Below are 13,824 nucleotides of genomic sequence, written 5' to 3'. Positions count from 1 at the left end.
ATCAGATCATAGAATCGATAACGCCGTTATTCGAATTTTCCGTAAAACGCCTTGCGGTACAGCTCCGCCAGCTCGGTAACGAGCGGCATCCGCGGATTCGCCGTCGTGCATTGATCCTCGAAGGCGCGGTCGGCGAGCTCGTCGGCCTTGCTCTCGAATACTTGCGGGTCGATGCCGAGCTCCGAGAAGGAGGCCGGAATGCCGAGCGCCTGATTCAGCTTGCGGACCGCCTCGATCAAGCTGTTCACGCCCTCCTCCGTCGTGCGGGCGGGCAAGCCCAGAATACGGGCGATCTCCGCGTAGCGCTGATCGGCGACAAAATGGCTGTATTTCGGAAACGAAGCGTACTTCGTCGGCTTCTGCGCATTGTACCGGATTATGTGCGGCATCAATATGGCGTTAGTCCGTCCGTGCGCCGTATGGAACTCGCCGCCCCATTTGTGCGCCAGACTGTGGTTAATGCCCAGGAAGGCGTTGGCAAAGGCCATGCCCGCTATCGTCGAAGCGTTATGCATCTTCTCTCTTGCCAGCGGGTCCGCCGCGGCGAACGAAGGCTCGAGGTATTGGAACACGAGCTGAATCGCCTTGATCGCCAGACCGTCCGTATAATCGTTAGCCATGACGGATACGTAAGCTTCGATCGCATGGGTCAGCACGTCCATCCCCGTATCGGCTACCGCCGTTTTCGGCAGGCTGTATACATAATCCGGATCGATAATCGCTACATCCGGCGTCAGCTCGTAATCGGCCAGCGGGTATTTGGTATGGCCCGCCTGCTTGTCGGTAATGACGGCGAACGAGGTCACCTCGGAGCCTGTGCCCGAAGTCGTCGGAATCGCCACGAACTTCGCTTTGCGGCCGAGGCGCGGATATTTGTACACCCGCTTGCGGATGTCCAGAAACTTCTGTTTCAGCGATTGGAAGCTCGTATCCGGATATTCGTAGAACAGCCACATCGCCTTGGCCGCGTCCATCGGAGAACCGCCGCCGAGCGCGATCACGCAGTCCGGCTGGAACGATTCCATCAGCCTCGTGCCGCGTTCGACCGTGTCGACGGAAGGATCGGGTTCGACATCGGCGAAAATTTCAATCGATACCGGCGTCTTCCGTTTGCGCAAATAATATTCGACGCGCTCGACATAACCCAGCTTCACCATCATCGGGTCGGTGACGATCAGAATTCGGGAGATGTCCGGCATTTTCTCCAAATATTGCGTCGCGCCTTTCTCGAAATACACCTTCGGCGGAATTTTGAACCACTGCATATTGACCGTGCGGTAAGCGACCCGCTTAATGTTCAGCAGATTGACCGCGGTGACGTTGGCCGTCGTCGAATTATGGCCGTAAGACCCGCAGCCGAGCGTCAGCGACGGCAGGTTCGTGTTGTAAATATCGCCGATCGCGCCGTGCGTCGACGGAGCGTTGACGATGATCCGGCCGGTTTGCAGCGCTGCGGAGAACTCCGCAATCACCTGCTCGTCATTGGAATGAATGACGGAGGAGTGACCCATGCCGCCGTAGGCGACCACTTCCGCCGCCCGGGCGATTCCCTGGGAGGCGTTCTTCACCTTGTAGCAGGCCAGCACCGGACTCAGCTTCTCGGCGGACAGCGGATAAGCTTCGCCGACGCCGCCCAGCTCGGCCGCCAGCACCTTCGTATTCTCCGGCACCGTGATGCCTGCCATCCCCGCGATTTGGACGGCGGACTGGCCGACGATGACGGCGTTGACCGCGCATTTCTCCGGGTTGATGACCAGCTTCGATACGGCTTCCGTCTCTTCCTTATTCAAGAAGTAGCAGCCCATATGGCTCATTAACTGCCTGGTCTGCGCGTAAACCGGCTCCTCGATAATGACCGCCTGCTCGGAGGCGCAGATCATGCCGTTATCGAACGTCTTGGACAAAATCAGATCGGTTACGGCCTGCTGCAAATTCGCCGTTTTCTCGATAAAGCAGGGCACGTTGCCCGGGCCTACGCCGAGCGCCGGCTTCCCTGTGCTGTACGCCGCCTTGACCATGGAGGCTCCGCCTGTCGCCAGCACCAGCGCGACGTCGGGATGGTTCATGAGCAGGTTAGTCGCTTCCAGAGACGGATGCTCGACCCACTGGATGCAGCCTTCGGGAGCGCCCGCCTTCACCGCCGCCTCCATGACCGTGCGCGCCGCGGCCTCGCTGCTGCGCTGAGCGGACGGGTGGAAGGCGAAGATGATCGGATTGCGCGTTTTCATCGCGATCAGCGCCTTGAACATCGTCGTCGACGTCGGGTTCGTCACCGGCGTCACGCCGGCGATAATGCCTACCGGTTCCGCAACCCTCTGGTAGTGCTCATAGGGATTGTCTTCGATGACGCCGACAGTTTTGTCGTATTTGATGCTGTGATAAATGTACTCGGTGGCGAACAAATTTTTCGTAATTTTATCCTCATAGACCCCGCGGCCCGTCTCCTCGACGGCTTGCTTAGCAAGCGCCATATGCTTATCCAGCCCGGCCAGCGCCATCTGCTGCACGATGTGGTCGACCTGCTGCTGATTCAGCTGCAGCATGGCCTGCAATGCTTTCCTCGCCTTTTGGACCAGTCCGTTCACTTCTTCTTGCGCAGTAACCGCGCTGCCTGATGCCGCCTGCTTTTCTCTGACTGCCATAGTTTCGCCTCCAATGGATAAGCGGCCTTTCGCCGCTTTTATGTGATTTATTTCACAATATCTTGCGTCAAGCCTTTTCCCCGATTGCACAGCAGGTTTTGCATCTGCATAGCATCTACATGGCATCTGCATACCAGAAACCAGCAGCCTAAGAGAATAAATAATCCATGTCCGTCAGCACCTGCTCCGTCATCGGGAATACAAGCTGCTCCTCCTGGCGCAAATGCTCTTGCAGAATGCGGCAGGCATGAATCAGGTAGCCGGCCGCTTGGCTTGGCAGCATCGCATCGGGGTTGCTCTCGATCACGCGAACGGCTTTCAGGTAGGAGTTCAGATTGTCGGTCGCCAGTTCATGATCTTTCTCCAGCATCCACAGCGAAGGCACGATCGACGGCGCATGCTTGCGGTGGAAATAATCGTTCAAGAACGGATACAGCTCGTGCTCCTCCCATTCCGAATGGCGTTCCAGCTCTTCCAGAAAGGCTGTCACTCCCAGCCGCAGCTGAAGCAATAACGGCAGGGCCCGCTTCGGATCGGTTTCCCGTTCCGCCAGTCTGGCCTTAGCGTACAGCCCGTTCAATGCCCGCAGCAGGTCGTCGTGTTCCCGCTTCAATCTCTCCAGCGCCTCGGAAAGCTCCGTTTCGTGCGCGGTCCCCAAGTCGCCTTGCGTTTCATAAGCCATTTTCCTGTCCATGGTCATGACCTCCGTTTATCGCTTGCCGTTATCGTTACACTTGCCGTCTTGCCGCTTGCAGAAGAGCGCCGGACTTGATCCAAGTCCGGGCTCCGTCTGCTTGCTTGATAGCAGCCGCGCTCCCTGCCGGTCTTGCAAGCGGGCTTCTTGATGTTCGGCGCTGCATTCGCGGCCTGCGGCCGAGAGAAGCTTCCGCTCCCCGGCCGCTCTTTCACCACGCTTCTTGCTGTTCTTGCTGCTCCTTGCCGACTTGGCTTGATGTGCCGGACGGTTATACATGCACCGCTTTAGGCTTGCCGTCCGCCGCTGTCGGGCCGTTGTGTCCGCCGTGTCTCATCTTATGAAACGCTTTGCGAAGCAGCGGCATCAGGTAGTAGTCGACTCCGAAGCGTCCGGCGTTCGTTTCAGCCAGGAAGACGAGTCCGCCAATCAGGATCAGCCAAGGGTTAGTGCTTACGGTGCCCGCGAACATGAACATGAAGTTCATCAGCATACCGAAGAATGCCGCCGCCGTCGTCAATGCGCCGAGGATAAGTCCAAGGCCTACCAAGCATTCGCCGATCGGAATGACGATGTTAAACCATGTCGCGTTCGGCAGTGCGAAATGCTCCAGGAAGGCGGTGAAGGTCGGATAAACCAGCTCGTTGGTCGCCTTATCGACAATCGGCTTGGTGACGGCCCCTTTAATAAACCCTGTGGCGTCGAACCCGCCTGTCAGCTTGTGCCAGCCTGCCGTCAGCCACTCCCATCCGAGGTAAACCCGAATGATGAAAAATAATCCGGCCGCATAAACGTTTTCCCTAATCCACTTTAACATGATAATCCTCTCCCATTCTTTGATATGAAGTTTTAACATGAAATTAATTGTAAAACTGGAATGTTCTTTTTTTCACAAACTTATTTGTAAAAAATCTTTTCGACCAGCGGAGATCGATTGGATCCGGATGTTTTCTTCATGGCGATTCTCCTTTCCCTGTTTCATAGCGTTGCTTGGTTGTTATGTGAAGCCTTTATGCTCCGAAGCTTCATCTTGCGAACCTTGTTGTTATGAAGCTTGGCGCTGCGGGGTGTTTTGCTGTCCCCCATGGCTATAATGTACCAGACCTCAAGATAAAAGAATGTGCTTAAAATCACACTTGCCGGAATTTTTTTAAACTTCGTTTTGCTTCGACAATATCCCCCGCTAATCCGCGTTGAGGGCTGCGTTTTGCTCCAATCTGCGGCGCCGCTCCCGCCCGGAATAAGTTCCTTGTGAAAAGGATCACAGAGTTTCCCGTGCAGCGATCTTACAATAAGAATGGAAGGAGTGAGAGAGATGGAACTTAGAAAAATCGCCGTTATCGGCGCAGGCACGATGGGACAAGGCATCGCCGTTATGCTGGCGTCCAAAGGTTTGGACGTGCTTCTCTACGATAAAACGCCCGAGCTGCTCGGACAATCCGTTGAAGCGATCGAGGCTCATCTGGACCGGCAGATGGAACGATGGGCTCTTACACGTCAGGAGAAAAAGCTGATCCTCTCCAGGCTGCACAAGGTTACGGATATGGAAGCTTTGGCGGAATGCCAGCTTGCGATTGAGTCGGTTACGGAGCATTTCGAGACGAAGCAGCGGCTGTTCATCGAGCTCGACCGCATTCTTCCGCCGGATGCGATTCTTGCCACCAATACGGCTACGCTCAGCCTGACCTTGCTGGCAAGCAGGCTTGTTTATCCGGACCGGACGATCGGCATGCATTTCCTGCATCCGGCGGGGCAAATCCGCATGGTCGAGCTGGTGCGGGGCATGAATACGTCGGAAGAGACATTCACCCGAATGAGACGGTTCGCCGAGCAGGTGCTGGACAAGGAGAGCGTGCAGGTGTACGAATCTCCCGGCTATGTGACGACCCGGCTCATTTGCGTTCTGATCAACGAGGCGATCCACGCCTTGCTGGAGGGCGTCGCTTCCGCCGAGGACATCGACAAAGCGATGAAGCTCGGCTACGACTTTCATTACGGCCCGCTGGAAATGGCCGACCGGTTCGGCCTCGATTCCGTGCTCGCTTCGATGGAGGCTTTGTTTCTCGAATTCGGGGACGTGAAATTCCGGCCGAATACGCTGCTCAAGAAAACCGTGCGCTCCGGCAGGCTCGGGGTCAAAACGGGCAGAGGCTTTTTCCAATATACCGACGGAGGGGAAAGAATATGAACATCCTGGTTATCAATTCCGGCAGCTCCTCTTTGAAATATCAAATGTTCGATATGCAGCGCGAGCGGCTCATCGCCAAGGGCAGAGTCGAGCGGATCGGCTCGGAGACGGCGCTGATCTCTCAGCAGGACGGCGCGGGACACGAAGTGACGCTCGTGCAAGAGATTATGACGCATTCGGAGGCGATCAGCCTGATGCTGCGCCTCCTGACGAACCCGGATACCGGAGTGCTCCGCAGCGTAACGGACATTCACGGCGTCGGGCACCGGGTCGTCCACGGCGGCGAGGTGTTCACGGGCGAGGTGCTCATTAACGCCGGAGTCAAGCGGGAGATCAAGCGGCTGTACGACGTCGCCCCGCTCCATAACCCGGCGCATATGGTCGGCATTACCGCCGTGGAGGAGCATCTCCCGGATGTGCCGCAGGTCGCCGTATTCGATACGGCTTTCCATCAGACGCTCCCCGCGAAGGCGTACTTGTACCCGATTCCCCGGGTGCTTCACCGCAAATACGGTATTCGCCGCTACGGCTTTCACGGCACGTCGCATGAATATGTCAGCCGCCGCGCGGCGCTATTGCTCGGCAAGCCCGTCACGCAGCTGAATATGGTGACCTGCCATATCGGCAACGGGGTCAGCTGCACGGCCATCGAAGCCGGCCGCTCGGTCGACACGAGCATGGGCATGACGCCGCTCGAAGGGCTGATGATGGGAACCCGTTCGGGCGATCTCGATCCGGCGATCCTCCCTTATCTCATGATGAAGGAGGAGCTGACGCTGCATGAGATCAGCTCCATGCTGAACAAGCACAGCGGCCTGCTCGGCGTCTCCGGCATCAGCTCCGACGTGCGCGAAATTCAGGAAGCCGCCCGGCAGGGGCAGGCGAGCGCGATACTCGCGCTGGAGATGTACGAATACCGCATCCGCAAATATATCGGGGCGTATGCCGCGGCGATGAACGGCGTCGATGCGATCGTCTTTACCGGCGGCGTCGGCGAGAACTCGTCGTACTTGCGGCAGCAAATTACGCAGCGGCTGACTTATCTCGGGGTAGCCGTCGACGAGCGGCTCAACGAAGCGGCGGATAGCGGGGAGCGGCTCATCTCCGCCGAACAGTCCCGGGTCAGTGTCCTCGTCATTCCGACGAACGAGGAGCTGATGATCGCCCAGAAAACGTACGCTTTGCTGGAGAAGAAGGAAGCGGCGGCGCCAAGCTGCGATACGGATCGCGTTCACCACGCGGCATTGGGATCGGTGTAAACGGACGGATCTGCCCTATAGGAGGGGCAGTCGGTATGTTGCGCCGCTTGCCTCTGCTTATGGGATTCGACCTACTGCCGCGCGGCGCTGCAAACGCGCACTTCGGGATTCGCGCGCGTTGGAAAATTTCGCAGCATTGCGATGCGAGCGCAATAACTGTGTCGGTGTCTTTTCACGTTAGAGGAGCGGCCGCGTGCAGCGGTCGCTTTTATCGTTCATGCGCATCCAATGATCCCATTCTGGCTGCACGGCAAGCCAAAAAGACCAATTTCACCTTAACGAAATTGGTCTTAGTCATCGGCCTATATTCAAGCGGCTGGCGCTCGGGCCCGAATTCCTCATAATTGCGGCTCCCTTATAGCCGGCTCCTTGCTCCCTTTCGCCTGCTGCCGGACCTGCTCCTCCGCGCTTTCTCCTTCCCGCAGCTTCCGTCTGTAGGCCAAACGATAGAGTCCGGCTACAAATAAACAACCCCCGATCGCATTGCCGAGAAAAACGGGGACGAAATTAGCCGCATACTCCCCCCAGCTCGCCTGTCCGGCGAAAATCGCGGCCGGAATGAGAAACATATTGGCGACCACGTGCTGAAAGCCGAGCGCCACGAACGCCATCGTCGGAAACCAGATGCCGAGCACCACTCCCGCTCCGTCGTCGGCGCCGTACGCGGTCCACACCGCCAGGGAGACAAGCCAGTTGCAGCCGACCCCCGAGATTAGCGCCGTCAGGAACGGCTCTTCCAGCTTGGCTTCGGTCAGCGCGACCATTTGGGCCAGATAAGGCCCGTGCTCCGTCATTCCGGCAAGATGGCCGAACGCATAGGCGACGAAGATCGCCCCGGCGAAGTTGCTCAGCGTGATGACCAGCCAGTTGGCGGCAACGCGCCTTAGCGGAATGCGTCCCGCCATGCAGGCGAAGGGCACGGCCATCATATTGCCGGTGAGCAGCTCGCCGCCCGCCGCCAGGCACAAGATCAGCCCCAGCGGAAAGACGGCGGCTCCGAGGAAGCTGCGGAAGCCTTCCCATTCGGGAGGCAGGCCGGCGCTTACGCGGATGGCCAGAAGAAAGCCGAGCGAGATGAAGGCGCCGGCGGCGAATCCGAGCGGAAGCTGGGCGGACAGCGGCAGGTTCGCTTTTTTCACGCCGAATTGCACGGTGCGCAGCGCGATTTGCTCCGGTTTGGCGAAGCCCATGGAACATTCCCCCTCCTGGATGCCGCCCGGCCTAAAATCCGTACCGGTTCGAACGGTCTTCGAGCGCCGCGATAATCTCTTCTTCCTGGCGGAAATGATGCTTCAATATCGATCTGGCCTGCAGCAAATAGGCTGCCATATCTTGAGCCTCGGCGCGGCGCACGGCATGACGGATGCGGTCGGCCGCCTTGATGAACGCCTCGATGCATTGCTCGGCAAGCTCATGCTCCTGCTCCATCAGCGGGAATTGATCCGGCTCCTCGCCGAAATACCAGGCGACCATCGGAAACATCTTCTCTTCCTCCCAATGGCTGTGGGCCATCAGCTCCTGCTGAAAGGCCAATGCCTTCCCGCGCAATTCAAGGAGCGGCTCCGTCCAATCGTCCGTCTGCTCCTCGTCCCCGATCGCCTTGGCGGCGGCGCATAATTCGCCCAACCCTTCTTCGAGCATCGCGTGCTCTTCCCTAAGCCGCTGCACCGCTTCGTTGAATTCATACAGCGGGTGGCCGATCGTCGTAAAATGCAAATCCATATTCATGCGCTGTCTCATCGCTTATCCCTCCGTTGGCTTCTAGGCCTTATGCTATGATCTCTTGCTAGTTCCCACTATACCGTATCCGAACGGGAACGTATGTGAAAACAATCACAAGTTGTCATGGATAATCGATTCGTTGTTTGACACGCATCGTCGCGCCTACCCCGCTTCAGCTTGCACTACAGCTTGAACGCTTCGTCGATCTCGCGGATTTTGTCCTGATCCATAACGACGATGCCGCCCAGACTTGCCGCCGAAATGACCGCTTTGGCGCTGTACTCGGCCACTTCCAATCTGTCGAACGCATTCAGCAGACTGTGCCCGACGGCGATCACGCATTCATTTTCCATGAGAGCGATCGGCGTATCCGGAGTAAACCGTTCCGCCGTTGCCTCCGGCGTCCGGAAAGCCGCGCCGTAAGGTAATTTCGGCATGCCTCTCAGCAAAATGTAGCTCTCGGGAATCGTCCTGGAATCGAACTTGGCAGCCGTCACGGCAAAGGCCATAATATTCGGCGGATGAGCGATAATAATCGAATTGACATGCGGCTGCTTATCGTAAATCCATTGATGCAGCCGAACCGAGCGGCTCGGTGCCTTCCCCGCCTCCACGCGGCCGCCGTCCACCCTTACAAGATCTTCGGGCCCGAGGTATTTCCGGTCCTGATCGAATGGCGTAATAATAAACGAATCTCCGTCGATTCTTTGCGAGAACGTGCCTTGCGTGCTTGTAAAAAGCTTCTGATGATAAGCGCGATGAATCAGCCGGCACATCTCCCGGCGCAGTCCTCTCTCCTTCGCGCTAAATCCGGCGGGAACGAAAGCCTCCGCTTGCGGCGCGTCCGCCAGCCGTTCGGCAAGCTGCTCGGGCGTCAGGGCGACCGGTTCGCCGATCCGTCTCGCCTTCAGCTCCAGCCTCGCGCAAAACTCCAGCGTTTCGAAGGCTTTGAACGCTTCGAACAAATCACTACCCCCGATCACGACGCCGTGATTTTCCAGCATCACCGTGTTGATTCCTCTCGCGAATACGTCGGCAATATTCCTCCCCAGCCGCTCGCTGCCGGGCAGCGCGTATTCCGCCATCCCCACCTCGCCGCAAATCCGGTAATCGTTGGGCAGCAAATGCAGGTTCGGGATTAGTCTGACGATGCTGAAGGCGACAAGCGCCGGCGGATGGGCGTGAAGCACCGCCTTCAGGTCGGGTCTGGCACGATAAATGCGCTCGTGAAAAGGAAGCTCGCTCGACGGCGCATGAATGCCGGCCGACGTTCCGTCCGGCTTCACGCACACCACATCCTCGCGGGTCAGAGCCCCTTTGTCCACGCCGGCGGGCGTGATCCAAATATCTCCGTTCTCGTCGCGTATGGACAGATTGCCCCCGGACGTCGTAGTCATGCCGTAACCGTAAATTCGCTCCATCATCATAATGATTTGATCAGCCGGATGCGCCAGTTCAAAATGCATAGAGTCCACCTCTTTTTCCTATATAAATGCATATCCTCAGTATGAATTTCATTATAGCCCGCGGTAGCGCCGTATCATGTGATGGATTTCACAATATCAATTATAATGCCCGGTTCTGCCTCAGAAAATAGACCGGCACCTTTGACGGATCAGCGGTCCCGGTCGTTTTGCAAAAGGAATTGGCTTCAACTCCTGCAATTTTCCTACTTCTGTCCCTTATTTACGCCTTACACTATAATACCTCATCGCCCGCGGCACGCCTTTGATGTCCAAAACTCCGTTGTAGATCAGCTGCCTCAGCCGATATTCTAAATAACTATCGCCGATGTACTGCTCACAGGAGCCGAGCGCTTCGCCTATGACCCTTGCCGCTTTAATAAAATCACGATGGGATTGGCCGGTATGCAGCTTGTCTATGGCTTCCAGCAAATAAGCGTCGTAATGATCTTCACGGACATTAATAATTCGTTCTCCATCCCATGTGCGCAGCACTTCGCCACGCTCTGCAAGCGACAACCATTCCTGCTCCAGCAGCCTTCTTGTTTCCCGTGGTAAAGGCTCGGTTTCCTCGGCCTCTCCAACAATCTCCTGAAGTAGCTCCGGGGAAATTTCGCCTGTATGGGAATAGCGAATTTGCCGATCAGCAGTGGAAAACCTTCTCTCGCACGCCTTTGCGGCATGGAAGGTAAAGATTGGATTGTTCCTTTCCTTGAGCAAATACATGGCATACCGAAGCCCTGCCTGCTCATGCGCATTGCCGCCGCTCCATATGACAATGGAGGCTTCATCGGGAATAAGGGCCATTTGCTCGTCCAGTCTTTGGTGATACATACTGCCATAATCATCATAAGCATCGTCGTCATTGCCGCTATTAATATGGTCTTTGAACCACTCCCCTCTAGCCGCTCGTCCCCTTTCTTCATGAAGCCGCCATAAAGGACCGATGGAAAATAGGTCGCGGAAGCAGACCATCTTGCTCGCCTCCGCATCTCCCAGCTGCTTCATGGCCAATTTCAAGCTTGCGGCAGCAGAATCCCCGAAAACGATATGTACCTTTCTGGCAGACGCATCCGGCTCCCATATCGATTTCCGGCTATCGGGAACCAGCAGCTGCTCGTACATGTCATTGATGTTTTTATACAAATCTATATTCGCATTAGGGCTCAACTCGACCAAATCCAATTGAAGCTTAATGCCCGCGAGGAGCTGCTTGGCCTCTTGCGAGGATAGCGCATGGATCGCTTTCCGTATGTCTAATCGTTTATTCAATGCTCTTTTCTCCCCTCCAACCTATATCGATACGATTCGATTTGGTTCGGATTTTTACTGTTTGTACCTTTTTAATTTAGACGCGAAATCGCCTAGTTAGTTTCATATATAGGATAATAAAGCAAATAGACCCATCTCTATGAGACAGGCCCGACTAAATCTAGATAGTAAGTACGTTCATTTAACTCCAAGGTTTAAAAAGTTGACGTCTGCTTTACGGTAGTCCATTGGATCTGTGGAATTTGTTCATCATTAACCGTGAGCGAGCCTACACAAATGCTAGTTTCATCAGGATTTTCCAAGAAATGTTGAATTGTAGATTGGATCATTTTCGAAGTTTTTAGATTTAACAGTTCATTTTTATGAATCCAAAACAAGTCGCCCTCATCCGAAGCGATAAAGTTTCTATGCGTCGTTTCACCAAAATAAACGTACTGCTGTCTGATTTCACCGTGACTGTCTTCTATTAAAATGTATTTAAGTTTAAAGTTGTTGATTTCATTCTCCTTAAACCCGGTCTCTTCTTCAATTTCCCTGTAGCTTGCTTTCATCGGGAAGTTCAATTCTTCATATTCAAGATGACCGCCAATGCCTCCCCAAAACTCGAAATCAAATAGTTTGCTGCGAGCTTTCTTCATCATTAATACATGCTCTTGATGGATCAAGAATGCTGTCGCCATTTGTCTGACTTCCATGCAATCGCCTCCTGTTAGCGGAACTTCTTATTAAGCATAGCCTCTTTAGTTGGCTAAGCCTACTTGATTCATACGATAAAAAACCGGTGTGCCTTGAAGCAACGATCGGCAAAGTTCAATCAGGCTTGGCATATGTTCGCGTATCCATAGATGCTTTTCTCTTCTGCTGACCAGAAATGCATAATATTCGCATATATTCAAAAACATCAAGTCCTCCAGTTGTGCGATATCTATGTTCCCGGCAATCACATTAGTGTAGCCGGACAGCAGATCATCCCGCAATTCGCTTTTAATAAAAAGGGCGCTCATAGCGACATCCATTGCATAGTATCCAAACCCCGATAATCCGAAATCAATGAATGAGATTCCCCTTGATGTGCGAATGAAGTTGCTATAGTGAATATCGGCATGGATGAATCCCCATGTCTCAATGCTTTTGCTCCAGCTTTTCATGCGATCGATTATCGGCGGAAATGCCTTTTCAATAATTTGGAATTCGCCGCTAAGGATTACACCCATGTTTTCACCTGATCGCAATTTGGTCAGCATGTTATTGATCCACGCGATCTCGTATTCGGGTCTTATAAACCCGGAACTCGGTTTAAAACTCCGTGAAAACTGGTGCAATTGGGCGACACGCTCCCCCAAGGTACTCGCCATTTCTTCACTGGCGAAGTCGCTCCTGGACATGGTTTCCCCGCAAATCCATTTCAATACGGAACAATATACTTCTTCGCCTTCCAGGACAACGCTTGATACTACATCACCGTTTAGATTCGGAACAGGGATTTGAACAGGCAGCTCAGAACAAGACGACCAAGCTAACAAATATTCCAATTCCGATTGAATCGCCTCGCGCCTGTTTTGTACCCCCTGCATGTTTTTGGTTATTGGTTTATGTATCCGCAGCAGGTAAGCATCTTCAGATCCCTTTTCGGTTACCTTGTAAGTGATGTTTTCATTATGGCGAATAAATTCCACAACGGGGTGAATAAAGGGATATTTTGACAATATTTCCTTAATACAGTTCGCATCATCCGGCATAGCAGCTATCCTCCCCTATGATCAGACTCACTTAAAAAGCGATAGCTCGCATCCGTCTCTACCCTGGTTCTCGTTTCCCATAGCGCAGCGAGACTGCCGTTCATTGCGGCAGCCTCGTCAGGGTTGGTTCCATTTACTCAGTATGTATTTTTTTATGTGCTCTGCGACTTGTGCCGGTGGGGTTGATGTAGTATCAATTACGGGCATAGGAGGATTGTATGCGGTTTCTGCATTTTGAATAAGCCATTGGGCAAATTCTTCATGCTGCTTAAGCATCTCATCGGTCCACATTGCGCGATCTCCTCGGTTGCGCAAACGATGATTGCGAGTCGCATCATCGCAATGCAGATTAATAAAGCATATTTCACTGAATTCATTGTATGTATCGCACTTTTCAGCGGCCCATGGCATCATCGTGCCGCAAATGATCGTTCCTCTTCCGGATTTCGCAACCGCATTAGCAAAATGAAACAATAAGTTAAACCGATCTTGGTATTCTAATTTGGCAGCCGTCGTTCCGAAATTATCCATATCCGTGCTAAATACATCAAACTGCGGCAGTATGGCACGCAGCTCCTGCATAACTGTCGTTTTCCCGACACCGCTTGCGCCGGTAACAATAAATAAAGGGATCTTCTCCATATAACGCCCCCAGATATTACATAAATACAGATTATATCCAATATCTGCTTACATAGAAAGGGAAAGTTTTCTTTATCCTGAATTTCGAAAGTACTGCGCATTAAAAACATAAAAAGGGCTCCAAATCTTTGGTAGAATGGTGTTTGTCCAGGACAACATCACCCAAAGAGAGGAGCACCTTTTAGGTGAAGTCTACCACACCG

The 13,824-nt window shown here is 54.1% G+C and carries 12 protein-coding genes; 2 read left to right on the top strand and 10 right to left on the bottom strand.

Going from position 1 to position 13,824, the window contains the following annotated elements; genetic code table 11:
* Positions 1 to 26: 26 nt before the first annotated feature.
* The 3 genes from adhE to N0M98_RS12320 form a co-directional block, all read right to left on the bottom strand.
* On the bottom strand, positions 27 to 2,642 hold the full coding sequence (gene adhE / locus N0M98_RS12330; protein ID WP_259618050.1) for a bifunctional acetaldehyde-CoA/alcohol dehydrogenase: 2,616 nt from the start codon (positions 2,640 to 2,642) through the stop codon (positions 27 to 29).
* Between the two features lie 148 nt (positions 2,643 to 2,790).
* A complete protein-coding gene (locus tag N0M98_RS12325; RefSeq protein ID WP_259618049.1) occupies positions 2,791 to 3,336 on the bottom strand; it encodes a hemerythrin domain-containing protein in 546 nt (181 codons plus the stop codon).
* A gap of 271 nt (positions 3,337 to 3,607) precedes the next feature.
* Positions 3,608 to 4,156: a DoxX family protein gene (locus N0M98_RS12320; protein ID WP_259618104.1), complete on the bottom strand. Its 549-nt coding sequence runs from the start codon at positions 4,154 to 4,156 to the stop codon at positions 3,608 to 3,610.
* Between the two features lie 495 nt (positions 4,157 to 4,651).
* On the opposite strand from N0M98_RS12320, the gene N0M98_RS12315 reads away from it, so the two are divergent.
* Together N0M98_RS12315 and N0M98_RS12310 are read left to right on the top strand one after the other, a co-directional pair.
* A complete protein-coding gene (locus N0M98_RS12315) occupies positions 4,652 to 5,524 on the top strand; it encodes a 3-hydroxyacyl-CoA dehydrogenase family protein (RefSeq protein ID WP_259618048.1) in 873 nt (290 codons plus the stop codon).
* A complete protein-coding gene (locus N0M98_RS12310) occupies positions 5,521 to 6,783 on the top strand; it encodes an acetate/propionate family kinase (protein WP_249861227.1) in 1,263 nt (420 codons plus the stop codon). Before N0M98_RS12315 ends, N0M98_RS12310 begins: the two co-directional genes overlap by 4 nt.
* A 338-nt stretch (positions 6,784 to 7,121) precedes the next feature.
* Here the strand turns inward: N0M98_RS12310 and N0M98_RS12305 are convergent, their stop codons facing one another.
* The 7 genes from N0M98_RS12305 to N0M98_RS12275 form a co-directional block, all read right to left on the bottom strand.
* Entirely contained in the window at positions 7,122 to 7,973 is an 852-nt protein-coding gene (locus N0M98_RS12305; RefSeq protein ID WP_249861226.1) for a formate/nitrite transporter family protein, read from the bottom strand.
* Positions 7,974 to 8,004: 31 nt separating this feature from the next.
* Positions 8,005 to 8,523 carry a hemerythrin domain-containing protein gene (locus N0M98_RS12300; protein ID WP_259618047.1) on the bottom strand — a complete coding sequence of 173 codons (519 nt, stop codon included), beginning with the start codon at positions 8,521 to 8,523 and terminating at the stop codon, positions 8,005 to 8,007.
* Positions 8,524 to 8,687: 164 nt separating this feature from the next.
* Positions 8,688 to 9,971 carry a class II aldolase/adducin family protein gene (locus N0M98_RS12295; protein ID WP_259618046.1) on the bottom strand — a complete coding sequence of 428 codons (1,284 nt, stop codon included), beginning with the start codon at positions 9,969 to 9,971 and terminating at the stop codon, positions 8,688 to 8,690.
* A gap of 216 nt (positions 9,972 to 10,187) precedes the next feature.
* Entirely contained in the window at positions 10,188 to 11,240 is a 1,053-nt protein-coding gene (locus N0M98_RS12290; RefSeq protein ID WP_259618045.1) for a DUF1835 domain-containing protein, read from the bottom strand.
* Between the two features lie 194 nt (positions 11,241 to 11,434).
* Positions 11,435 to 11,935, bottom strand: a complete 501-nt coding sequence (locus tag N0M98_RS12285; RefSeq protein ID WP_249861222.1) for an NUDIX domain-containing protein — start codon at positions 11,933 to 11,935, stop codon at positions 11,435 to 11,437.
* Positions 11,936 to 11,980: 45 nt separating this feature from the next.
* Entirely contained in the window at positions 11,981 to 12,979 is a 999-nt protein-coding gene (locus N0M98_RS12280) for a phosphotransferase enzyme family protein (RefSeq protein ID WP_259618044.1), read from the bottom strand.
* Positions 12,980 to 13,096: 117 nt separating this feature from the next.
* The gene (locus N0M98_RS12275) at positions 13,097 to 13,621 is read right to left on the bottom strand and encodes a P-loop nucleotide/nucleoside kinase family protein (RefSeq protein WP_249861220.1); all 525 of its coding nucleotides are present in this window, start codon (positions 13,619 to 13,621) and stop codon (positions 13,097 to 13,099) included.
* Positions 13,622 to 13,824 lie beyond the last annotated feature (203 nt).

Origin of the sequence: Paenibacillus doosanensis, assembly GCF_025060755.1 — a bacterium.
Taxonomy (GTDB): Bacteria; Bacillota; Bacilli; order Paenibacillales; family NBRC-103111; genus Paenibacillus_S; species Paenibacillus_S doosanensis.
The sequence above is the reverse complement of the archived record's forward strand: the minus strand, read 5'-3'. Positions and strand labels throughout refer to the sequence as shown.